The 22,131-nt window shown below is 62.9% G+C and carries 19 protein-coding genes; 7 read left to right on the top strand and 12 right to left on the bottom strand.

Translation table 11 applies throughout. The features are described 5' to 3' along the window. Positions 1-157 precede the first annotated feature (157 nt). The 10 genes from mqo to pedF all read right to left on the bottom strand — a co-directional run bounded on the left by mqo (position 158) and on the right by pedF (position 12,190). The gene (mqo, locus tag CFII68_RS18890) at positions 158-1,801 is read right to left on the bottom strand and encodes a malate dehydrogenase (quinone) (protein WP_018604063.1); all 1,644 of its coding nucleotides are present in this window, start codon (positions 1,799-1,801) and stop codon (positions 158-160) included. A 553-nt stretch (positions 1,802-2,354) separates the two neighbouring features. Beyond that, entirely contained in the window at positions 2,355-3,725 is a 1,371-nt protein-coding gene (locus CFII68_RS18895; protein ID WP_018604062.1) for a hybrid sensor histidine kinase/response regulator, read from the bottom strand. Further along, entirely contained in the window at positions 3,709-4,866 is a 1,158-nt protein-coding gene (ercA, locus tag CFII68_RS18900; protein WP_156886087.1) for an alcohol dehydrogenase-like regulatory protein ErcA, read from the bottom strand. The genes CFII68_RS18895 and ercA overlap by 17 nt, the downstream gene beginning before the upstream one ends. Positions 4,867-4,998: 132 nt before the next feature. Beyond that, positions 4,999-5,070 carry a pyrroloquinoline quinone precursor peptide PqqA gene (gene pqqA, locus CFII68_RS26570; protein ID WP_003243383.1) on the bottom strand — a complete coding sequence of 24 codons (72 nt, stop codon included), beginning with the start codon at positions 5,068-5,070 and terminating at the stop codon, positions 4,999-5,001. A 278-nt stretch (positions 5,071-5,348) separates the two neighbouring features. Beyond that, a complete protein-coding gene (locus tag CFII68_RS18905) occupies positions 5,349-6,869 on the bottom strand; it encodes an aldehyde dehydrogenase family protein (RefSeq protein ID WP_018604060.1) in 1,521 nt (506 codons plus the stop codon). Positions 6,870-7,154: 285 nt separating this feature from the next. Further along, positions 7,155-8,930, bottom strand: a complete 1,776-nt coding sequence (locus CFII68_RS18910; protein WP_018604059.1) for a PQQ-dependent methanol/ethanol family dehydrogenase — start codon at positions 8,928-8,930, stop codon at positions 7,155-7,157. 196 nt (positions 8,931-9,126) lie between these two features. Next, complete coding sequence (locus CFII68_RS18915; protein WP_018604058.1) at positions 9,127-10,062, bottom strand: quinoprotein relay system zinc metallohydrolase 1; 936 nt, start codon at positions 10,060-10,062, stop codon at positions 9,127-9,129. A 16-nt stretch (positions 10,063-10,078) separates the two neighbouring features. Then, positions 10,079-10,837: a quinoprotein dehydrogenase-associated SoxYZ-like carrier gene (locus CFII68_RS18920; RefSeq protein WP_018604057.1), complete on the bottom strand. Its 759-nt coding sequence runs from the start codon at positions 10,835-10,837 to the stop codon at positions 10,079-10,081. A 10-nt stretch (positions 10,838-10,847) separates the two neighbouring features. Continuing rightward, on the bottom strand, positions 10,848-11,723 hold the full coding sequence (locus CFII68_RS18925; protein ID WP_018604056.1) for an ABC transporter substrate-binding protein: 876 nt from the start codon (positions 11,721-11,723) through the stop codon (positions 10,848-10,850). A 5-nt stretch (positions 11,724-11,728) separates the two neighbouring features. After that, the gene (gene pedF, locus CFII68_RS18930; protein WP_018604055.1) at positions 11,729-12,190 is read right to left on the bottom strand and encodes a cytochrome c-550 PedF; all 462 of its coding nucleotides are present in this window, start codon (positions 12,188-12,190) and stop codon (positions 11,729-11,731) included. Positions 12,191-12,445: 255 nt separating this feature from the next. Here pedF and exaA point away from each other — a divergent pair, with 255 nt between their 5' ends. Together exaA and CFII68_RS18940 are read left to right on the top strand one after the other, a co-directional pair. Further along, the gene (gene exaA / locus CFII68_RS18935) at positions 12,446-14,311 is read left to right on the top strand and encodes a quinoprotein ethanol dehydrogenase (protein ID WP_033062536.1); all 1,866 of its coding nucleotides are present in this window, start codon (positions 12,446-12,448) and stop codon (positions 14,309-14,311) included. Positions 14,312-14,447: 136 nt separating this feature from the next. Then, positions 14,448-15,092 (top strand): pentapeptide repeat-containing protein, encoded by a 645-nt coding sequence (locus CFII68_RS18940; protein WP_018604053.1) that lies wholly within the window; start codon positions 14,448-14,450, stop codon positions 15,090-15,092. Positions 15,093-15,267: 175 nt separating this feature from the next. Here the strand turns inward: CFII68_RS18940 and CFII68_RS18945 are convergent, their stop codons facing one another. Both CFII68_RS18945 and CFII68_RS18950 read right to left on the bottom strand, forming a co-directional pair. Next, positions 15,268-15,906, bottom strand: a complete 639-nt coding sequence (locus tag CFII68_RS18945) for a response regulator transcription factor (RefSeq protein WP_018604052.1) — start codon at positions 15,904-15,906, stop codon at positions 15,268-15,270. Continuing rightward, complete coding sequence (locus tag CFII68_RS18950; protein WP_018604051.1) at positions 15,906-17,159, bottom strand: ATP-binding protein; 1,254 nt, start codon at positions 17,157-17,159, stop codon at positions 15,906-15,908. Before CFII68_RS18950 ends, CFII68_RS18945 begins: the two co-directional genes overlap by 1 nt. Before the next feature lie 410 nt (positions 17,160-17,569). Here CFII68_RS18950 and CFII68_RS18960 point away from each other — a divergent pair, with 410 nt between their 5' ends. From CFII68_RS18960 to CFII68_RS18980, 5 genes are all read left to right on the top strand, one after another. Beyond that, positions 17,570-18,736: an ABC transporter substrate-binding protein gene (locus CFII68_RS18960; protein WP_018604049.1), complete on the top strand. Its 1,167-nt coding sequence runs from the start codon at positions 17,570-17,572 to the stop codon at positions 18,734-18,736. 26 nt (positions 18,737-18,762) lie between these two features. Next, positions 18,763-19,770 (top strand): YVTN family beta-propeller repeat protein, encoded by a 1,008-nt coding sequence (locus CFII68_RS18965; RefSeq protein WP_018604048.1) that lies wholly within the window; start codon positions 18,763-18,765, stop codon positions 19,768-19,770. Further along, a complete protein-coding gene (locus CFII68_RS18970; protein WP_018604047.1) occupies positions 19,767-20,498 on the top strand; it encodes an ABC transporter ATP-binding protein in 732 nt (243 codons plus the stop codon). The genes CFII68_RS18965 and CFII68_RS18970 overlap by 4 nt, the downstream gene beginning before the upstream one ends. Next, positions 20,495-21,289, top strand: a complete 795-nt coding sequence (locus CFII68_RS18975) for an ABC transporter permease (RefSeq protein WP_018604046.1) — start codon at positions 20,495-20,497, stop codon at positions 21,287-21,289. Before CFII68_RS18970 ends, CFII68_RS18975 begins: the two co-directional genes overlap by 4 nt. A gap of 254 nt (positions 21,290-21,543) precedes the next feature. Next, complete coding sequence (locus tag CFII68_RS18980; RefSeq protein ID WP_018604045.1) at positions 21,544-22,077, top strand: PQQ-dependent catabolism-associated CXXCW motif protein; 534 nt, start codon at positions 21,544-21,546, stop codon at positions 22,075-22,077. Positions 22,078-22,131: the final 54 nt, after the last annotated feature.

The raw sequence follows: 22,131 nt of genomic DNA, 5'->3' as shown, positions 1-22,131 counted from the left end.
CAGCAACGGATATGTACCCAATCCAATCCAACCCACCCCAAACCAACACCAAAGAAAACGGCGCCTTCCCCTCCCTCGGAAAAAGCGCCGTATCCTTAAGTGAACAGCATTACGCTCAATGCGCAGCGTTCTTGTACTTCACCAGACAGTGTCCGGCTTACAGCGCCATGTCAGCCGCTGGGTTGGCCTCAGGGGCTGCGCCCGGCTTGGCCGGTGCCACGTTAGCGGCTGGCTTGCCGATTGCCGGTGGCGGGTCCAGTTGCAGGACCTCGCTGGTGTACGCCCATTCCTGGGCAACGCGCTCAGGGCTATCGTTGAGCTTGGTGCCGTAGCTTGGCACGATCTGGCGCAGCTTTTCCTGCCAGGCCGGGCTGGCGACCTTGTCCTTGAAGACCTTCTCAAGCACGGTCAGCATGATCGGTGCAGCGGTCGAAGCGCCTGGCGAGGCACCCAGCAGGCCGGCGATGCTGCCGTCCTGGGAGGCGACCACTTCGGTGCCGAGTTTCAGCACGCCGCCCTTCTCTTCGTCACGCTTGATGATCTGCACGCGCTGGCCAGCCTGCCACAGGCGCCAGTCTTCTTGCTTGGCCTCCGGGAAGTACTCTTTCAGGGCGTTGAAGCGATCTTCATCCGACAGCATCAGTTGACCGGCCAGGTACTCGACCAGTGGGTACTGTTCGATACCGACCTTGGTCATCGGCCACACGTTGTGGGTGGTGGTGCTGGTCAGCAGGTCGAAGTACGAACCGTTCTTCAGGAACTTGGTGGAGAAGGTTGCGAACGGGCCAAACAGGATCACGCGCTTGCCGTCGAGCACACGGGTGTCCAGGTGCGGAACCGACATCGGCGGTGCGCCCACCGAAGCCTTGCCGTAGGCCTTGGCCAGGTGCAGCTGGGCGACGGTCGGGTTTTCGGTGACCAGGAACGAACCACCCACCGGGAAACCTGCGTACTCACGCGCTTCCGGGATGTCGGACTTCTGCAGCAGGTGCAAGGCACCACCGCCAGCGCCGATGAACACGAACTTGGCGTCGGTCTCGGTTTCGGTACCGTCTTTGAGGTTCTTGTACGAAACGCGCCAGGTGCCGTCTTCGTTGCGGGTGATCTCTTCCACTTCGCTGGACAGCTTGAGGGAGAAGTTCGGCTTGGTTTGCAGGTAAGCCGCGAACTGGCGGGTGATTTCGCCGAAGTTCACGTCGGTACCCAGTGGACTCCAGGTGGCCGCGACTTTCTGGCTCGGGTCACGCCCTTGCATCATCAGCGGAACCCACTTGCTGATCTGCTCGCGATCTTCGGAATACTGCATGCCGGCGAACAACGGACTGGCCTGGAGGGCTTCGTAGCGCTTCTTCAGGAACGCGATGTTGTCATCACCCCATACGAAGCTCATGTGCGGCGTGGAGTTGATGAACGAACGCGGGTTCTTCAGCACACCGTTCTTGACCTGCCAGGACCAGAACTGACGGGAGATCTGGAAAGCTTCGTTGATTTCAACGGCCTTGACGATCTCGACCTTGCCGTTCTTGTCTTCCGGCGTGTAGTTCAGTTCGGCCAGCGCAGAGTGACCCGTACCGGCATTGTTCCAGCCGTTGGAGCTCTCTTCGGCAACACCGTCCAGGCGCTCGACCATTTCCATGGTCCAGCCCGGCTCCAGCTCATTGAGCCAGACGCCGAGTGTCGAGCTCATGATGCCCCCACCAATGAGCAAGACATCCACTTTTTTTGGCTCGGCGGCGTGCGTGGTCGCAAGACCCATCGCCATCGCCAGGCCCAGTAGCGCCGTGTGTGTTTTCTTCAACATGTGTGTATCCCTAGGATGAACGCCATTCCGCCCACCTGTCCTGGTCAAGGATAGACCACATCCGCGAGCGGCAACGCCAGCAGGATGGGTATCGAGACGGACTGGAGGATGGACCTACAGGGCCGAGCAATACGTCGGCCTCTCGTTTATGTCTCTCCGGCGCTGACTTCTTGTAGGTTTTGGCTTCAGCTGGGGTGAGGGCCGCTGCAAACGGTGTTCATCGGGCCTGGCGCGGCCGTGCCCGATTGTCGCAGCGAGGGGAGTTTACATAAGGAAATAAACAGATCGAAGCGTCTTTTTACATTCCGGGCAAAAACGCCGACCAAATGACGGCATTTTGCTGGCTCTCAGGACCTATTCGCGTAGGAGCTGAGTGGGAGCTGTGTGGGAGCTGTGTAGGAGCTGTGTAGGAGCTGTCGAGTGAAACGAGGCTGCGATCTTTTAATTCATTCGCTTAAGACTCAAGCGGCCAGGGCAAGATCGCAGCCTCGCTGCACTCGACAGCTCCTACACAGCTCCTACACAGCTCCTACAGAGTATCTACAGCACCAACCTATCCGAGCATCTGACTCAACACCGCCCGCAACTTGCCAGGCTTGACCGGCTTGTTGAGCAGCGGTGCATCCAGCTTGCGCAAGGCGCGGCGGCACTGGTCGCTGCGGTCGGCGGTGATGATCACGGCCGGGATCGTCTGGTGGAAATGCTCGCGCAGGTGCTTGACCACTTCACACCCCACAACCCCATGATCCAAGTGGAAATCCGCCAGGATCAACTCCGGCGCGCGCCCTTGCAGCACATCAAGGGCGCCCGCTTCGTCGGTGGCGGTCAAGACTTCGCAGCCCCACTGCCCCAACAGCGCCGCCATGCTTTGCAAGATGCTCAGTTCGTTGTCGATCACCAATAGACGGCGCCCCGGCAGCGGGTTGCCGGCGACCGCCTGTACCGGAACCTGGGACGCGGGCAAGGGTTTTTCGCTGGACAGCGGCACCTCGATACTGAACACCGAGCCCCGCCCCGGCCGAGAACGCACCTGGACCCGGTAGCCGAGGATGTGGGCGATGCGTTCGACAATCGCCAACCCCAGGCCCACGCCTTTGCGATCCGCCGCCCGCCCAACGTCGAGCTGGTTGAATTCCAGGAAAATCGACTCCAGGCAATCGGCCGCGATGCCCCGCCCTGTGTCCCAGACCTCGATGCTCAACTGCCCTCCCCGGCGCCGGGCCGCCAGGAGAATACCGCCCTGAGCGGTGTAGCGGCAGGCATTGCTCAGCAGGTTGCGCAGGATACGGCTGATCAATCGCAGGTCGGTCAGCACCGCTTCATCGCCAAAGCGCACCCGCAGCTCCAACCCCGCGGCGCCGGCCACCGATTGAAACTCGGAAACCAGCGGCCCCAACAACTCATCCAGTCGATACGGCGCCAGGTCGGGCTTGACGGCGGCCTGGTCCAGCCGGGAAATGTCCAGCAGGTCGGTGAGCAGGTCTTCTGCGCCTTCGAGCGCCTGATGAGTGCGTTCGACCAGCACATGCTCGGCCGTAGGCAATTGGCGTTCACGCAACGTGGCGATCAGCAGGCGGGCCGCGTTGAGTGGTTGCAGCAGGTCATGGCTGGCGGCGGCCAGGTATTTGTCCTTGCTGCGGTTGGCGGCCTGGGCGACGTCCCGGGCGTCGCGCAATTGCTGTTCGACCAGCTCGCGCTGGGCAATCTGCTGCTGCAGGTTGTGGTTGGCTTCCAACAGCGCATCGGTGCGCTCGGCCACCCGCTGTTCCAGTTGATCATTGAGCTGTTGCAGGTGTTGCCGGGCCTGCTCCAGCTCATCGAGGCGCGCCGCCAGTTCCGGATAGTGACTCTTGCGCGTCGAGTGATTGCCCAGCCCCAGCAGCCCTTCCAGGGCTTTTTTCTGCTCGTCAGAGGGCTTCGCCATAGACGACCTCGACATCCCGCTGGCTCGACTCCCGAGGGTTGGTGAGGATGCACGGGTCGTGCATCGCATGCTGCGACAGGAACGGAATGTCCGAGGTGCTCACGCCATGCAGGCCCAAGGTCTCGTGGAAACCGATGGTGCGCTTGAGGGCAATCAGGTGCTCCACCAGCCGAGTGCGGATCTGCCGGTGGTTGAGCCCCCGGCAGTCGATGCCCAGCGTCTCGGCAATCACCTTGAAACGCTCCGGCGCCGAGTTGTAGTTGAACGCCACCACGTGCTCCACCAGTACCGCGTTGCACAAGCCATGGGGCAAATCGAGGAAACCGCCCAGGCTGTGGGACATCGCGTGCACGGCCCCAAGGATTGCGTTGGAGAACGCCAGCCCGGCCTGCATGCTGCCCAGCATGATTTTCTCCCGCAGGGCGATGTCCGCCGGGTTGGCGATCATCTGCACCAGGTTGCCGTTGATCAGGCGCATCGCTTCCAGCGCATGGGGGTCGGTCAACGGGCCGTGGCCGGTGGACACGAACGCCTCGATGGCATGCACCAGGGCGTCGATGCCGGTACAGGCCGACAGGAACGGGTCCATGCTCAGGGTGGTTTCCGGGTCGATCAACGATACGTCCGGCACTGCCGCCTTGCTGACGATGGAAAACTTCATCCGCTCTTGCTGGTTGGAAATGATCACGAACTGCGACACGTCCGCCGACGTCCCCGCCGTGGTGGGAATCAGGATCAGCGGCGGGCTGGGTACGTGCAGGGTGTCGACGCCTTCGAACTCGAGGATATTGCGGCCGTGGGCAACGACAATGCCGATGCCTTTGCCGCAATCCATGGGGCTGCCACCGCCCACCGCGACGATGACATCGCAATGGTTTTCCCGGTAAAGGTCGGCGCCGAGCATCACTTCCTCGACCCGCGGATTGGGCGTGACCGCGCTGTAGACGCAATAGTCGATGCCTTGGGCCTGGAGACTGGCTTCGACGTCAGCCACCCAACCGGCGGCGATGACCCCGGGATCGGTGACGATCAGCACCTTGCGTGCACCGAAAGTCTTGGCGTAGTTGCCGACATTGTGCCGACAACCGGCACCGAACATGATTTCAGGGGAAACGAACTTGCGCAGCGGGCTGAGGCTCATCTTTTCAGGTACGTGGCTCATCGGTAAGCCTGTTGTTATTGTCTTGGGATACCTTGAGCCTAAAGCATCCCACCGTGATTGCAATCAGACCAATGGGTAGCCCGGCCTGAACGCGTCAGGCCGGGCCGGCACTCATCGGTTGGCGAAGTACATCGTCACTTCAAAGCCAATACGCAGGTCGGTGTACGCGGGTTTAGTCCACATGGGTCTTTCCTCTTCTTGTACCGGGCGATTCCGGCAAGGTCATTAATGCACGCCACGCCTGGGGCTCGAATGCTACTTTCGAAGCGGTGGGTGGGGTGCGTTGGTAGCAATTCAGGAGAGCGACAACCCCCATTGTGAGAGCAAGGCTTACTGTGGGAGCAAAGCTTGCTCGCGATGAGTCGCCTCGGCCTGGCCGGAGACCGAGTTGCCTGTATCGCGGGCAAGCCTTGCTCCCACAGCAAGCTCGCTCCCACAGGGTGTCGTGCTGTGTTATCGGGTTAGAAGAACCCCAGCGGATTGATGTCGTAGCTCACCAGCAGGTTCTTGGTCTGCTGATAGTGGTCGAGCATCATCTTGTGGGTTTCACGACCCACGCCAGACTTCTTGTAGCCACCAAACGCGGCGTGGGCCGGGTACAGGTGGTAGCAGTTGGTCCAGACGCGACCGGCCTTGATCGCCCGGCCCATGCGGTAGGCGCGGTTGATGTCGCGGGTCCAGAGGCCGGCGCCGAGGCCGAACTCGGTGTCGTTGGCGATCGCCAGGGCTTCGGCTTCGTCCTTGAAGGTGGTCACGCCCACTACCGGGCCGAAGATCTCTTCCTGGAACACGCGCATTTTGTTGTGGCCCTTGAGCAGGGTCGGCTGGATGTAATAACCACTCGACAAATCCCCCTCGAGTCGCTCGGCAGCACCGCCGGTGAGCAGCTCGGCGCCCTCTTGCTGGGCAATTTCAAGGTACGAGAGGATCTTGTCGAATTGCTGCTCGGACGCCTGGGCGCCGACCATGGTTTCGGTGTCCAGCGGGTTGCCACGCTTGATCTTGGCGATCTTCTTCATCACCTCGGCCATGAATGGCACGTAGATCGACTCTTGCACCAGGGCGCGAGATGGGCAGGTGCAGACCTCACCCTGGTTGAAGAACGCCAGCACCAGGCCTTCGGCGGCTTTTTCGATGAAGGCCGGCTCAGCCTGCATGATGTCTTCGAAGAAGATGTTCGGCGACTTGCCGCCCAGTTCCACGGTGGACGGGATGATGTTCTCGGCGGCGCATTTCATGATGTGCGAGCCCACCGGGGTGGAACCGGTGAAGGCGATCTTGGCGATGCGCTTGCTGGTGGCCAGGGCTTCACCGGCTTCGCGACCGAAACCATGGACGATATTCAGCACGCCGGGCGGCAGCAGGTCGGCGACCAGCTCGATGAAGACCATGATCGACAGCGGCGTCTGTTCAGCCGGCTTGAGCACGATGCAGTTACCCGCAGCCAGGGCCGGGGCGAGTTTCCAGGCGGCCATCAGCAGCGGGAAGTTCCACGGGATGATCTGCCCGACCACGCCCAGCGGCTCGTGGAAATGATAGGCCGTGGTCAGTTCGTTGATCTCGGCCGCCCCACCCTCTTGGGCGCGGATGCAGCCGGCGAAATAACGGAAATGGTCGGCAGCCAGCGGCACGTCGGCATTGAGGGTTTCGCGCACGGCCTTGCCGTTGTCCCAGGTTTCGCTGACCGCGAGGATTTCCAGGTTCTGCTCGATACGGTCGGCGATTTTCAACAGCACCAGGGAACGGTCCTGCACCGAAGTCTTGCCCCAGGCATCGGCTGCGGCATGGGCGGCATCCAGGGCCTTGTCGATGTCGGCGGCGCTGGAGCGTGGGAACTCGGCAATGACTTCGCCATTGACCGGGGAGGTGTTGGTGAAGTATTCGCCGTTGACTGGCGCGACGAATTCGCCGCCGATGAAGTTGCCATAACGCGGTTTGAAGGAAACGACGGCGCCTGGGGTTCCGGGTTGTGCGTAGATCATGATGGGGCCTCTGCCTGGTCGATGCCTGTCACGGGACAGGCGATAGGCCGATGGTAGAGAGCCCCGGCTGCCGGACGAATGCGTCGTTGGCAGGGGGGACTCTCGTTATTTGGTCGTAGATTTCAAGCATTGGGACGAGGATATTTGGCGAAACGTCTGTGGGAGCAAGGCTTGCCCGCGATGAAGGCGATGCGGTCTCCCTGGGAACCGAGGCGACTGCATCGCGAGCAAGCTTTGCTCCCACAGAGTCGTCGCCACAAGGGCGACGCCCGGCTCAATAGTTACTTAGCGTTTTGCCACCAGCTCTTTCGGCAACTTGAAGGTCCAGAGCATGCCACCCTGGTTGAAGTCCTTCACGCGCTTGGCCACCTCGCCACCCCACAGCGGCACCGCGCCGCCCCAGCCGGAAACCACGGAGACGTATTGCTCGCCGTCCATTTCCCAGGTGATGGGCGAGCCGAGCACGCCGGAGCCGGTCTGGAATTCCCAGACCTTTTCCCCGGTCTTGGCGTTGAATGCCTGCAGGAACCCTTCAGGCGTGCCGGTGAACACCAGGTTGCCCTTGGTGGTCAGGACCCCACCCCACAGCGGCGCGTAGTTCTTGTGGCGCCAGACTTCCTTGCCGGTCTTGGGGTCGATGGCCCGCAGCACGCCGATGTAGTCCTCGTTCAGCGGCTTGATGGTGAAGCCGGCCCCGAGGAACGCCGCGCCTTTCTTGTAGGCGATGCCTTCGTTCCAGATGTCCATGCCCCATTCGTTGGACGGCACGTAGAACAGGCCAGTGTCCTGGTTGTAGGCCATCGGCATCCAGTTTTTTGCACCGAGGAACGCCGGTGCAACGAACACCGAACTGCCCTTGGCTTCGCTGCCCGGCGCACCCGGACGGCTGGCCTCGTTGTAGATCGGCCGCCCATCCTTGTCCAGGCCAGTGGCCCAGGTGATCTTGTCGACAAACGGGAAGCCGCGGATGAACTTGCCGTTGGTGCGGTCGAGCACATAGAAGAAGCCGTTACGGTCAGCAGTCGCTGCCGCCTTGATGTCCTTGCCGCCTTCCTTGTAGTTGAACGAGATCAGTTCATTGACGCCGTCATAGTCCCAGCCGTCGTGAGGCGTGCTCTGGAAGTGCCACTTGATAGTCCCGTCGTCCGGGTTCAGGGCCAGGCGCGACGACGAATAGAGGTTGTCGCCAGGACGCAGGTGAGAGTTCCACGGGGCCGGGTTGCCGGTGCCGAACAGCAGCAGGTTGGTTTCCGGGTCGTAGTAGCCGCCCAGCCAAGGTGCGGCGCCGCCGGTTTTCCAGAGGTCGCCCGGCCAGGTCTTGCCGGCTTCGCCGCCGGAGATGCCATTCTCGACCGCCTTGCCGTCCTTGTAGACGTAGCCCATGTGGCCTTCCACGGTCGGGCGGGTCCACAGCAGTTCGCCATTTTTCGGGTCGTAGGCGCTGATCTGGCCCACCACGCCGAACTCGCCCCCGGCCACGCCGGTAATCAGCTTGCCGTTCACCACCATGGGCGCGGCGCTGATGGAATAACCTTCCTTGTGGTCGGCCACCTTCTTGCTCCACACCACCTTGCCGGTGTCCTTGTTCAAGGCCACCAGCTTGGCGTCGAGAGTGCCGAAGAACACCAGGTCGCCATACAAGGCCACGCCGCGGTTGATCACGTCGCAGCAAGGGCGGATGTCATCGGGCAGACGCGCATCGTATTGCCACAGCTTCTTGCCGGTGCGTGCATCCACTGCGAATACCCGCGAATAGGAACCGGTGAGGTACATCACCCCGTCCTTGATCATCGGCTGGGCTTGCTGGCCGCGCTGTTTTTCACCGCCAAAGGAGAACGCCCAGACCGGGCGCAGATCCTTGACGTTATTGACATTGAGGGTATCAAGCGGGCTGTAGCGCTGGCCCTGGACACCCAGGCCGTTGGTCACGATCTGTTGCGGGTTTTTCGGGTCCTGGAGAATTTCCTGATCGGTCACGGCTGCAAGGGCCGAACCGGACAGCAGCATGGCACTGAGCAGCAGGCTCACGGCGAAGGGTTGGCGACGTGCGGGATGACTCATGACGACTACCTCTGCGGTTATTGTTATACCCGGGAATTTTTCCCGGTCTGCCACAGATTCTTGGGCTCGGGGCCGTTGCCAACAATTGCCCGCTGTGTTGAGTTTTCTAGTTCCTTGGTACACATAGAGGTAAGCGGACACCTCCTGTGGCGAGGGAGCAAGCTCCCTCGCCACAGGAGATTGTGATACCCCGGGATTACTGTGGCTTGGCGTCCACCCGCTTCATCCCTGCCCGCTCGTAGCGCGGATAGAGATGACTGACGCTACGAATCAACTCATACCGACTCAAACTGATCCCGGCAAAGCGCTCGGGAATGGGGCTGCGGATCATCTCGGCCATGTCGTCGCCCCGCGCCGCGCCGTCGCGCAGCAGTTGGTCGAGCCAGCCCAGGTAGTCGCGCATCTGCGCAAAAGGCCGGGCGTCGGTCGCGACCGGGCCGTGGCCGGGCACGATCTGCTTCCAGGCCAAGGCCTGCAAGGTGTCCAAGTCCTGGAGCCAGACTTCCAGACCGGGGCTGTTCGGGGTGGTCAGGGCCCGTTCGTAAAACACCAGGTCGCCGGCGAACAGCACGCCAGTGGTCTCGTCGAGGACCGCCAGGTCGGCCCCGGTGTGCCCGGCCAGTGGCAGCAAGTGCAACGAATGATTGCCCACCGTCAGCGTCCCGGCCGCCAGCTCCCGGGTCGGCAACACCACCTCGGTGCCGCGCATCCAGTCGCCCACCAGCCGGTACATGTTTTCCGCCAGCGCATCACCCTGTTGCCGCAACAGGTCGGTGGTGCCCGCCAAGGCGCCGATGGGCACGTCGCTGAAGGCCTGGTTGCCCAAGACGTGGTCGGGGTGATGATGGGTCAACAAGACCTGGATGACCGGTTTATCGGTGGTCGCGGCAATGGCCTGGCGCAGCGCCTCGCCGTAGCGCTTCGACGGCCCAGTGTCGATCACCACCACGCCGGCATCGGTGACGATGAACGCCGTGTTGACGATGTTACCGCCGTTGGCCTTGGCAAAGTTCTCGGTGCTGCCTTCCAGCAGCCAGGTGCCTTCGGCGATCTGCCGGGGCTTGAGTGCATAGTCCGTCCCGGCCCACGTCGGCCAGCCCAGGCTCAGGAACATCAGCAACAACCAGCGCATGGCGCGCTCCTTGTGGTCAGGGAATCGCCGCCTCGAACGTATTGCCGCTGTTATCGCGCAGCAACAGGCGAGTCTGGCCGGGGCCTCGGATGTCGAAACCCAGGTTGGGGTTTTCGCTGACCGCCGGGAACAGTTCCAGGCGCGCCAGCACCTGGCCATCGGCGTCCAGCAGTTGCGCCTGGTTGAGGAAAAACTCCGGGATGCCGCTCACCAGGCCGTTATCCATCGGATGGGCCACCTGCAGGCGCAGGCGGCTCGAATCGCCCCGGGGATAGCGGGCGCCCAGCACCTCGCCCAAGTGTTCCTCCCAACCCGGCTGGGTGCGCACCACGCTGGGGGCGGTGCAGCCGCCACCCGCCGCGTCGATCAGGGTCGAACCGACGTGCCACAGGCCATCGCGGGTCTGCACGGCGGCGCGCAACGGCGTGGCTTGCTCGATGCGAATGCGGATCGACAGCCAGGGCAGCACTCGCTCCCCCGGTTGGAAGTCGACGATTTTCGGCAACGGGTTCAGTTCGGCCCAGGCCAGCACCCGCACGACGTCGCCGGTGAAGGCCCGGGCATCGATTTCCAGTGGCACCTGGCGTGCGTCTTCGGCAAAGGGTGGTGCCAGCAGCCGCACCCGGTCGTCAAACACGAACGGCGCATCCGCGAGCAATTGCTTGTGATAAAAGGCCCACATCACCGACGGCACCGGATCTTTTCCTGGCTCGACCGCCGCCCACGTGGTCATCGGCAGGCCACACCACAGCAGGCACCACATCGCCCATTTCATCCCGGCGCTCCTATTGATACATCTCCGGCACTTCGTAACGCAGGCCGTAATGGGCATAGACGGTCTTGACGCTGCCGTCGCGGATCAAGCCTTCCAGCGCCTCTTCCACCGCATAGGCCAGCTGACGATTGCTTTCATGCACCGCCATGCCGATTTCCCAACGTTGCTTGCCCATGTTCGGGTAGGCGTTTTCCGCCAGCGCCAGTTGCGGATCGGCCGCCTCGTGCACTTGCCAATCGACCTCACCGCGCATGGCCATGACGGCGTCCACCTCCCCGGCCTGCATGGCCTTGAAGGCCTGGCTGACACCGGGGTAATGGTGGGTCCTGGTCCGGAGCATGCCGTTGAACACCGACGTCAGGTAGAACGACGGCACGCTGTCGACTTCAACGCCAATGGGGTGCTGCTGGAACACCGCGACACTGCCCACCGAATCCAACCGGCGCCGGTCGTACGCCACCTGCCAGCACTCCTGCTGATAAGGTCCGAACATCACCACCTGGGCGTTTGCCAGTTCGCCGATGTCGTTGCGCTTTTGCGCATAGTCGTGGTCGTAAGGCACGCGCATCATCAGGTCGGCCAATTGCCGCTCGTGCAACGGACTGCTACGCCAGATGTAATCGCGCAGGTCGTCATCGAGTTTTTCGCCCGGCGGTGCCCACATCAATCGCAGGCGCACGCCAAGCGCTTTGGCCAGGGCCTGGGCCAATTCCACGTCCACGCCCCTGGGTTGGCCGTGGTCCTCGAAACTGTAGGGCGCGAAGTCCTTGTAGACCGCGACCTTCAACTCCCCGGCGGCGATCATCTGGTCGTAACTGCGCACCTGCGCCTGCACCGCCTGCCCCCACAGGAGCAGGCTGCACATTACCCACGCGAACAGGCGCATGGCCGTCACTCCTCGACGTGCACGCTGTCGAGATAGGTGCGCACCGCCCATAAGGCTTCCTGGCTCAGGTAGTCGGCCATTTTCGGCATGTAGACCCGACCGTCGCGCACCGCACCGTGACGTACGCGCTCGACAAACCACTCATCACCGACTTCGGCGGCGTCGAGCATGCGCAGGTCCGGGGCGATCCCGCCGGACTTGGCTTCCAGGCCATGGCAGGCCGCACAGTTCTGGTTGTAGGCCGAGGCACCGATTTCCACGGCTTTTTCACGCTCGGGGGAGTTGCGATACGGGTTCTGGGCAGCCCACCCATCAGCGTCCAACGGCAAGTTGGCGTCCTTGATCGGGGTCAGTCCCTTGGTTTCCACTGCCTGGGGCACTACGTTGCCATGGGCCCATGCGGAGCCTGCGCCGGTCAGCCCCATCAGCAGTGCGGTAGCGATGATGGCGTTGCGTTTTGTTGTCATTGTTATGCCCTCTCAGATTGCACGCAAGACCTCTTTGCGGAGGCCGTGCCGTCATCTTAGGAACCCTGCGGCACCAGCCGAATGCTGCTTTGGTGGCCGGGGTCTAGTTCCTTGGTAGCAGGCCATCCGACGCAGGTCGTAAAGACAGGCGGTTCGGGAAGTCTTCCCGGCAAGGGCGGGACTTTTTCCGTATCGGCCAGGCCTTGGCGCAACTCACCCTAGTCAGGCCAAAACCTTTCACTGGGAACTGCCACCATGAGAATAAAAACGCTACCCGCCCTCTCCTCCTTGACCGTTGCCTTGCTGCTCGCCAGCAGTCTGTCGCTGAGCCCCTTGGCCCGCGCCGCAGCACCAGGCGTCAGTTGGGAAGACATCGCCAACGACCACCTGACCACCCAGGACGTGCTGCAATACGGCATGGGCACCAACGCCCAGCGCTGGAGCCCGCTGGCCCAGGTCAACGACAAGAACGTGTTCAAGCTGACCCCGGCCTGGTCCTACTCATTCGGCGACGAGAAGCAGCGCGGCCAGGAGTCCCAGGCCATCGTCAGCGACGGTGTGGTGTACGTCACCGGCTCGTACTCGCGGGTCTTCGCCCTCGACGCCAAGACCGGCAAGCGCCTGTGGACCTACAACCACCGGCTGCCGGACAACATTCGCCCGTGCTGCGACGTGGTCAACCGCGGCGCGGCCATCTACGGCGACAAGATTTACTTCGGCACCCTGGACGCGCGAGTCGTCGCCCTGGATAAAAACACCGGCAAGGTGGTGTGGAACAAGAAGTTCGGCGACCACGCCGGCGGCTACACCATGACCGGCGCCCCGGTGCTGATCAAGGACAAGACCAGCGGCAAGGTCCTGTTGATCCATGGCAGTTCCGGCGACGAGTTCGGTGTGGTCGGGCAACTGTTCGCCCGCGACCCGGACACCGGCGAAGAAGTCTGGATGCGCCCGTTTGTCGAAGGCCACATGGGCCGCCTCAACGGCAAGGACAGCACCCCGACCGGCGATGTCAAGGCACCCTCCTGGCCTGACGACAAGACCACTGAAACCGGCAAGGTCGAAGCCTGGAGCCACGGCGGCGGCGCACCTTGGCAGAGCGCCAGTTTCGATCCCGAGACCAACACCATCATCGTCGGCGCGGGCAACCCCGGCCCGTGGAACACCTGGGCGCGCACGTCCAAGGACGGCAACCCTCACGATTACGACAGCCTCTACACCTCCGGCCAGGTCGGCGTCGACCCAAGCACTGGCGAAGTGAAATGGTTCTACCAACACACGCCCAACGACGCCTGGGACTTCTCCGGCAACAACGAGCTGGTGCTGTTCGACTACAAGGACAAGGACGGCAAGGTGGTCAAAGCCACCGCCCACGCCGACCGCAACGGTTTCTTCTACGTGGTGGACCGCAACAACGGCAAGCTGCAGAACGCCTTCCCCTTCGTCGACAACATCACCTGGGCCAGCCACATCGACCTCAAGACCGGTCGCCCGGTGGAAAACCCCGGCCAGCGGCCGGCCAAGCCATTGCCCGGTGAAACCAAGGGCAAACCGGTGGAAGTCTCGCCACCCTTCCTCGGCGGCAAGAACTGGAACCCCATGGCCTACAGCCAGGACACCGGCCTGTTCTACGTCCCCGGCAACCAGTGGAAAGAGGAATACTGGACCGAGGAAGTGAACTACAAGAAAGGCTCGGCCTACCTGGGCATGGGCTTTCGCATCAAGCGCATGTACGACGATCACGTCGGCAGCCTGCGGGCGATGAACCCCACCACCGGCAAGGTGGTCTGGGAGCACAAGGAGCCGCTGCCACTGTGGGCCGGTGTGCTGGCGACCAAGGGCAACCTGGTGTTCACCGGCACCGGCGACGGCTTCTTCAAGGCCTTCGACGCCAAGACCGGCAAGGAGCTGTGGAAATTCCAGACCGGCAGCGGCATCGTCTCCCCGCCCATCACGTGGGAGCAGGACGGCGAGCAATTCATCGGCGTGACCGTCGGCTACGGCGGCGCCGTGCCGTTGTGGGGCGGCGACATGGCCGAACTGACCAAGCCCGTGGCCCAGGGTGGTTCGTTCTGGGTGTTCAAGATTCCGAGTTGGGATAAGGCGACGGCGCAGAAATAGCCTGAACCTGACCCACCCCACAATCCCCTGTGGGAGCGGGCTTGCTCGCGAAAGCGGTGGTTCAGTTGATATTGATTTTGACTGTGCCAACGTCTTCGCGAGCAAGCGCGCTCCCACAATTGCCCGAGTTCATGCCATGAAACTATTGCCATTGCTGCTTCTGTTCATCGGCGCCGTTGCCCATGCCGACAACGCTGACACCCCTCTGACGATCAACGGCTGCCTCATCGCCGAATCCAGCCAATGCCCCGGCGCCAACCTGCGCGGTGCGAAACTGGCCAACCAGGACCTGCGCAAAATGAACCTCAGCGGGGCCGATCTGCGCGATGCTGATCTGCGGCACGCGCGGCTGGACCTGGCCAACCTTGAGAAAGCCCAGCTACAGGGCGCCAACCTGACCCGTGCCAGCCTGCAACAAAGCAACCTGCGCCTGGCAGACTTCAGCGGCGCCACGCTCAAGGCGATCCAGGGTTGGGGCCTGTTCGCCCAGGGCGCGCAATTCCAGCGTGCCGACCTGACGGCGGCCTACCTGCAATTTGCCCGCTTGTCCGGCGCCCGCTTGCACGAGGCCAACCTGCAGGCGGCAGACCTGGAAATGGCCTGGCTGAGCAAGGCCGACCTCAAGGGTGCCGACCTGCGCGACGCCAACCTGCAGGAAGCCAAGCTCGGCGAAAGCAACCTGGAACAGGCCAACCTGAGCGGTTCTCGCCAGCATTACGGGAATTTCCAGGATGCGAATATGCAAGGCTGTACCGGGTGCCCAACGTCCTGGGATCAGTGAAGGCCCTGGATCACACAAACCCCTGTGGCGAGGGGATTTATCCCCGCTGGGCTGCGAAGCGGCCCTAAAACCAGACAACTCGGTATGCGAAATAGATCTAGGGGGCCGCTTCGCGCCCCAGCGGGGATAAATCCCCTCGCCACAGTGGATCGTCATCGCCTGGGAATGAGAATTTTCACCCCGCCACCCGCACCACCCCCATATCGATCCCCAGGTGCACCAGCTCGGCATGGGAACTGACCTGCAACTTGCTCTTGAGCAGCGTCAGGTGGTTGGACACGGTCTTGGCGCTGATGCACAGCTGTTCGGCAATGGTACGGGCGGGTGTGCCCTTGGCGAGCATGACGAAGATCTCCAGCTCCCGTTGGGTCATGCATTGCAGGCGCGGGTCGACATCCTGGCGCGAGCTGGTGCAGGCCAGTTGCGTGGCCAGGGATTGCTCGATGTAGACATGCCCGGCCAGCACTCGCCGCACCGCGTCCACCAGCACCTGGGGTGCCGAATTCTTGGTCAGGTAGCCCGCAGCGCCAGCGTCCAAGGCCTGGCGCACCAAGGGCAATTCATCGTGCATGCTGAAGAACAACACCCGCAGTTGCGGCAGGCGCTGGCGTAGGCGGCGGGTGGTTTCCAAGCCACTGATACCGGGCAGGCCGAAGTCCATGATCACCAGATGCGGCACCTGCTCCTGCACCTGGCTCAACGCCTCCTCACCGGTGGCTGCTTCGCGGACCTGCAAGTCCGGCATCAACACCCGCAAAAGGCTGGCATAGCCCTGCCGAACCACCGCATGGTCGTCCACCAATAAAATGTTCATCACGCCTCCAGGGCAATATTCAAGGCCAGCGCCCAACCGGCGCCAGGCTGGCTGATGATGCGCAGCTCACCGCCCAGGCTGCGCGCCCGCTCAGACATCGAGTGCAAGCCAACACCGGCGCGCGATGGTTGCGTCGCTCCGCAACCGTTGTCGCGCACCAGCAACCGCAGGCGCCCGGCGCGATGTTGCAGGCGAATCCGCACCTGCGTGGCGCCGGCATGCCGGGCGACGTTGGTCAACGCTTCCTGCAACAAACGATACAAGTGACTCTTGTCCGGACCGGACAAGGGCGGCAGCGTTTTGTCGATCCACACCTGACAGGTGATGCCCTGGCTGGCCTGCCATTGCCCGGCCAACAGCCTGATGGCCTCGCACAACGGCAGGTGCTGCAACACCACTGGGTACAAGTCATGCACCAGTGCCCGGAAACCCAATTGCAAATGCTCGCAATGCTCTTCGAGCTGGCTGACGGTCTGCTCCAGCGCCGGCGGTTGATCCATCACCAACCGCAGCAGGCAGGCGCGGGCACGAATGCCGGCCACGTATTGGCCCAGATCGTCGTGCAGGGCCTGGGCCAGTTGGGTGCGCTCCTGTTCCTGCACGGCCAACAAGGCCTGGGTAAGCCGGGCGTTATCGGCCTGGGCCTCGACCAGGGCGGCGGTCATGCGATTGAAATGCCCCGCCAGATACTGCGCCTCCGGGACACCCTCAGTGCCCAGGCGCACCTGCAGGTTCCCGGCTGACACCTGACGCAATGCATCCAGCAACTCATCGAGCAAACGCATGCCCTGGCGTACCCCCCAGCGAATCACCAACAGGCTGAGCGACAGCGCCAAGGCGCAGACGTACAACAGTTGCACCAAGGAATCGAGAATCTCATCGATTTCATCGCGAGGGTCGACGGCAATCCAGGCCCGCCGACCGTCCGGCAAACCCACCACCTGAGCCGCAGGGCCGTCATCGAGTAACCGGCGGCCGAGCCAGGCCTTCATCCCGGCTTCATCCGCCGGGAACAGTTGTCCAGGGGCCAGCCAACGGACCCGCACATGCCGTAGGCTGCCGGTCAATCGCGGCTGGAGACTGGCCGGATCACGCTCGGCGGTTTCGCGCAGGTAACGCACCACCGACTCGGCCGATTGCAGCTCGCGTTTCACATCGGCCGTGGCCTGGTGCAATAACAGGACTGCACAGGCCAGGGTGACCAGGGCGAAAAAAGCACAAACCCAGAGGTTGATGCGCCAGAGGGCTGACATGTTTAGTGACCCATTTCCGGAACGAGCTCGCAGTTTGTATGCACGCCACAGATCCCTTGTGGGAGCGGGCTTGCTCGCGAAAGCGGTGGGTCAGCTTGCATAGGTATCGACAGTACTGCCGCCTTCGCGAGCAAGCCCGCTCCCACATGGGGTTGTGGGTGTTTGCTGGTTTTGTGCTTGCCAGGGAACCGATCAACGCCAACTAAACTCAGGATCAGCAGAAACGGCAGCAGCAGCGCTTTGAGAATCCGCATGGTCTGTCCCCTCCTGGTCAATGACGATGCCTTGCATGCTAAAACCCCAGCCGCCAAGGTGAGTTACTACCTTGGTACTGCACCGGCGGTACTTTCTGCATATTTCCCCATGCCCCTGGGCTTTCTATGCTGGCGCTACCTGCAATGGAGGATGTCATGCGCCGGCTCGTCAGTTACGCCCTGGTTTCTCTGCTGGCAGCGGCAACCGCTCACGCGGGCGATGCCACGCCGCTGCAAGTGCGCATCGGCTACCTGGGTTACCGTCCCGATCCGGGCCCGTTGCTGTCCAACGTCATTGCCGAACCGGCCGATGCCGGGTTGCGCGGCGCTGAACTGGCGATCGTCGACAGCAACAGCACCGGGCGTTTCCTCAAGCATGACTACCGCCTGGAAAGCGCCAGCGTCGACACGCCCGAGGCGCTGCTCCAGGCCGCCCGGGCCCAACACGACCAGGGCCTGCGGTTGTTCGTGGTCAACGCACCGGCCGCCAGCCTGCGCCAACTCAGCGCCGCCCTGCCCGACAGCCTGCTGTTCAACGCCGGCAGCCCCGACGACAGCCTGCGCACCACCGATTGCCTGGGCAACGTGCTGCACAGCCTGCCCGACCGCGCCATGCTCGCCGATGCCCTGGTGCAGTTCAGCGTCGTGCGCAAATGGCAGCGGGCGTTGCTGATCGTCGGCCAGACGCCCGAGGACCAGGCCTACGCCGCCGCATTACGCCGGGCCATGAAACGCTTCGGCATGAAGATCGTCGCCGAGAAGACCTGGCAGTTCGACAACGACCAGCGCCGCAGCGCCCAGGCCGACATGCCGCTGTTCACCCAGACCGCCGAGTACGACGTGGTGCTGGTGGCCGACGAGCGCGGTGATTTCGGTGAATACCTGCCCTACCAGACCTGGTACCCACGCCCGGTAGCCGGCACCCAAGGGCTGACCCCCACCGGCTGGCACAAGACCGTGGAAACCTACGGCGCAGCGCAACTGCAAAAACGCTTTGAAGCCCTGGCCGGACGCTGGATGAACGACCGCGATTTCGCCGCCTGGATCGCCGTGCGCAGCATCGCCAGCGCCGTGAGCAAATTGCGTCAGGACGACCCACTCGCCATTCGCCAACTGGCCCTCAGCGACCAGTTGCCCCTGGACGGTTTCAAGGGTCGCAAGCTCAGCTACCGGCTCTGGAACGGCCAGTTGCGCCAACCCATTGCGCTGGTCCAGCCACGGGCACTGGTCAGCACCTCGCCCCAGGACGGTTTTCTGCACCCTTCCAATGAAATGGACAGCCTGGGTTACGACCAGCCCGAAGTGAGCTGCCGTTACCCCTGATCGATAACAACAATAAGGAAACCGCCATGCGCCGCTCCCTGATTCACCCAGCCCGGCTCTGCCCGACCCGGTTATGCAAAGCCCTCGCCCTGGGCGCGGCATTGCTCGCCGCTGGCCCCTGCGCCGCCGCCAGCATCGCCTGGGTCTCCAACGAGAAGGACAACAGCCTGAGCCTGATCGACATGCAGCGCCTGGAAGTCATCGAGACCCTGCCGGTCGGCCAGCGCCCCCGGGGCCTGCTGCTGTCCCACGACAATCGCCTGCTGTACATCTGCGCCAGCGACTCGGACCGGGTCCAGGTGATGGACGTCGCCACCCGCAAGATCATCAAGGAACTGCCCTCCGGCAAGGACCCCGAGCAGTTCGCCCTGCACCCCAACGACCGCTGGCTGTATGTCTCCAACGAAGACGATGCCCTGGTCACGGTGATCGACACCCAAACGTCCGAAGTGCTGGGCCAGATCGGCGTCGGTGTCGAGCCCGAAGGCATGGCCGTCAGCCCTGACGGCAAGTGGGCGGTCAACACCAGTGAAACCACGAACATGCTGCACTGGATCGACACCAGCACCCAGACCCTGGCCGACAACACCCTGGTGGACCAACGGCCACGTTTCGTCGAGTTCAATCGCGACGGTACGCAGCTCTGGGCCTCGGCGGAGATCGGCGGCACGTTGACCGTGCTCGACGTGGCGACGCGCAAGATCCTCAAGACCCTGACGTTCCAGATCAAGGGCGTGCACCCGGACAAGGTCCAACCGGTGGGCATCAAGCTCAGCGCCGACGGCAAGCTGGCGTTCGTCGCCCTGGGCCCGGCCAACCATGTGGCGGTGATCGACGCCAAGACCTTCGAAGTACTGGATTACCTGCTGGTGGGCCGGCGGGTCTGGCAACTGGCGTTCACCCCGGACCAGAAACAGCTGCTGGCGACCAACGGCGTCAGCGGCGATGTCTCGGTGATTGACGTAGAGAGCCGCAAAGTCCTGAAGTCGGTGAAAGTCGGGCGCTACCCTTGGGGCGTGGTGGTCACGCCATGAACGCCCTGGAGGTCAGCGACCTGAGCTTTGCCTATGGCGCGCGCGAAGCCCTCAAGCAGATGAGTTTCAGCTTGCCGGCCGGACGTTTCGCCGCGCTGCTGGGACCCAACGGCGCTGGCAAGTCGACGCTGATCGCCCTGCTCACACGCCTCTACGACCTGCAACGCGGCGAGATCCGCATCGGTGGTCATTCCCTGCAGAAATCACCAAGACCGGCCTTGCGCCAGTTGGGCGTGGTGTTCCAACAGAGCACCCTGGACCTGGACCTGAGCATTGAACAGAACCTGCGCTATCACCTGGCGCTGCACGGATTTTCGCGGCGCCAGGGCAGCGCCCGCATCGACGCCGAACTGACCCGCCAGCACCTGACCGAGCGCCGCCATGAGCGAGTGCGCGACCTCAACGGTGGCCATCGCCGCCGGGTGGAAATCGCCCGCGCCCTGCTCCACGAACCGCGCCTGTTGCTGCTCGACGAACCCAGCGTCGGCCTTGATCCGGCCAGCCGACTCGCCCTGGGCCTGCACATCCGGCAACTGTGCAGCGAGCAAGGCATCAGCGTGCTCTGGACCACTCACCTGCTGGACGAAGTACAGCCCAGCGACGACCTGTTGATCGTGCACCAGGGCCGCCTGGTCGCCAGCGGCCAGGCCGACGCGGTGAGCCTGGAACACGGCGGCAGCCTCGGCTCGGCCTTCACCCACTTGACCGCCTCGGGAGCCCGGCCATGAACGCGTACTGGCATTGTTTCAGCGGCATCGTCATGCGCGAATGGCTGCGCTTCGTGTTGCAACGCACACGACTGCTCAGCGCTCTGGTACGCCCTCTGCTTTGGCTGCTGGTGTTCGCCGCCGGCTTTCGCGCGGCATTGGGCATCGCGATCATCGCGCCCTACGACACCTACATTCCCTACGAGGTGTACATCGTGCCGGGGCTGGCCTGCATGATCCTGTTGTTCAACGGCATGCAGGGCTCGCTGTCGATGGTCTACGACCGGGAAATGGGCAGCATGCGCGTGTTGCTCACCAGCCCCCTGCCCCGGGCGTTCCTGCTGGCGAGCAAGTTGTTGGCGACCTCGCTGATCTCGCTGTTGCAGGTCTATGCCTTTCTCGCCATCGCCTGGCTGTACGGCATCCAGCCACCGGCCATGGGCCTGCTGCTGGCCCTGCCGGCCCTGTTGCTGGTGGCCCTGATGCTCAGCGCCCTGGGCTTGCTGCTGTCCAATGCCATCCGGCAACTGGAGAACTTCGCCGGGGTGATGAATTTCGTGATTTTCCCGATGTTCTTTCTGTCTTCAGCGCTGTACCCACTGTGGAAAATGCAGGAAGCCAGCCCTTGGCTGTACTGGCTCTGCGCGGTCAGCCCGTTCACCCATGGCGTGGAGTTGGTGCGTTTTGCGCTGTACGAGCAGTTCAACCTGCTGGCGATGACGGTGTGCGTGGGGTTGACCCTGGTGTTTGCGCTGCTGGCGGTGTGGACGTTCAATCCGCAGCATGCGGCGTTGCGCAAGGCCGGCAGCTAACGCCTCATTGCACAGACAATCTGTGGGAGCAAAGCTTGCTCGCGATGGCGGCGGCTCATCCAGAATTGATGCCGACTGGCACACCATTATCGCGAGCAAGCTTTGCTCCCACAGGGTTCGGTGCATGTTCTCCATTTCGCGCGGGTCTTTAGCACTCAAATTACTACTTTAGTACCGGTTTTCCTGTCTATGGTCGCATTCACAAGACCTCGACCCTGGCATGTAATGGGCGCATAACAAAAAGGATAAATCCTATGCCCCGTTTACTGGCGATCCTCTTGCTGGGCCTGGCGCTGAATGTCGCGCAGGCCGATACCACGCTGTTTTCAGCGCAGGGTTATCGCATCGCCCAATACCGCAGCCCGACGCCCGCCACCGTCGACGGCGCCCAGACCCTCGACACCCAGGCCCTGCAACGTCTGCTTGGTCAAGCCCAGCCTCCGGTGCTGATCGACGTTTATCGTCGGCCGTGGCTCCAGGGACGTTTCATCGACAACGAACCCCATGCCAACCTCCCCGGCAGCCTATGGCTGGCCAATACCGGTGACGGCAATCTCGACCCGACCTGGCAGGACTACTTCAGCCGTCACCTGCACGCTGCCACCGGCGGCCGGCTGGATCTACCGCTGGTCTTTTATTGCCGCGCCGATTGCTGGCTGAGTTGGAACGCGGTAAAACGCGCCGCCGCCATGGGCTATAACCATGTGTACTGGTATCGCGATGGCCTCGATGCCTGGGAGGCGGCCAACCTGCCCCTGCAAGCGGCCCGGCCCGAACCCTTTCCCTGATCTTGCAAGAAGTGCGTGCAACTGCCCTGCCCCACACGACAATAACGAGGTGAA

This window comes from Pseudomonas sp. CFII68 (assembly GCF_000416195.1).
Lineage (GTDB): Bacteria > Pseudomonadota > Gammaproteobacteria > Pseudomonadales > Pseudomonadaceae > Aquipseudomonas > Aquipseudomonas kilonensis.
This window is presented reverse-complemented; position numbering and strand designations above follow the sequence as displayed.

Coding starts and splice junctions, on each gene's coding strand:
- mqo (WP_018604063.1), bottom strand. CDS start 1,801: ATGTTGAAGAAAACACACACGGCGCTACTGGGCCTGGCGATGGCGATG.
- CFII68_RS18895 (WP_018604062.1), bottom strand. CDS start 3,725: ATGGCGAAGCCCTCTGACGAGCAGAAAAAAGCCCTGGAAGGGCTGCTG.
- ercA (WP_156886087.1), bottom strand. CDS start 4,866: ATGAGCCTCAGCCCGCTGCGCAAGTTCGTTTCCCCTGAAATCATGTTC.
- CFII68_RS18905 (WP_018604060.1), bottom strand. CDS start 6,869: ATGATCTACGCACAACCCGGAACCCCAGGCGCCGTCGTTTCCTTCAAA.
- CFII68_RS18910 (WP_018604059.1), bottom strand. CDS start 8,930: ATGAGTCATCCCGCACGTCGCCAACCCTTCGCCGTGAGCCTGCTGCTC.
- CFII68_RS18915 (WP_018604058.1), bottom strand. CDS start 10,062: ATGCGCTGGTTGTTGCTGATGTTCCTGAGCCTGGGCTGGCCGACGTGG.
- CFII68_RS18920 (WP_018604057.1), bottom strand. CDS start 10,837: ATGAAATGGGCGATGTGGTGCCTGCTGTGGTGTGGCCTGCCGATGACC.
- CFII68_RS18925 (WP_018604056.1), bottom strand. CDS start 11,723: ATGCGCCTGTTCGCGTGGGTAATGTGCAGCCTGCTCCTGTGGGGGCAG.
- pedF (WP_018604055.1), bottom strand. CDS start 12,190: ATGACAACAAAACGCAACGCCATCATCGCTACCGCACTGCTGATGGGG.
- exaA (WP_033062536.1), top strand. CDS start 12,446: ATGAGAATAAAAACGCTACCCGCCCTCTCCTCCTTGACCGTTGCCTTG.
- CFII68_RS18940 (WP_018604053.1), top strand. CDS start 14,448: ATGAAACTATTGCCATTGCTGCTTCTGTTCATCGGCGCCGTTGCCCAT.
- CFII68_RS18945 (WP_018604052.1), bottom strand. CDS start 15,906: ATGAACATTTTATTGGTGGACGACCATGCGGTGGTTCGGCAGGGCTAT.
- CFII68_RS18950 (WP_018604051.1), bottom strand. CDS start 17,159: ATGTCAGCCCTCTGGCGCATCAACCTCTGGGTTTGTGCTTTTTTCGCC.
- CFII68_RS18960 (WP_018604049.1), top strand. CDS start 17,570: ATGCGCCGGCTCGTCAGTTACGCCCTGGTTTCTCTGCTGGCAGCGGCA.
- CFII68_RS18965 (WP_018604048.1), top strand. CDS start 18,763: ATGCGCCGCTCCCTGATTCACCCAGCCCGGCTCTGCCCGACCCGGTTA.
- CFII68_RS18970 (WP_018604047.1), top strand. CDS start 19,767: ATGAACGCCCTGGAGGTCAGCGACCTGAGCTTTGCCTATGGCGCGCGC.
- CFII68_RS18975 (WP_018604046.1), top strand. CDS start 20,495: ATGAACGCGTACTGGCATTGTTTCAGCGGCATCGTCATGCGCGAATGG.
- CFII68_RS18980 (WP_018604045.1), top strand. CDS start 21,544: ATGCCCCGTTTACTGGCGATCCTCTTGCTGGGCCTGGCGCTGAATGTC.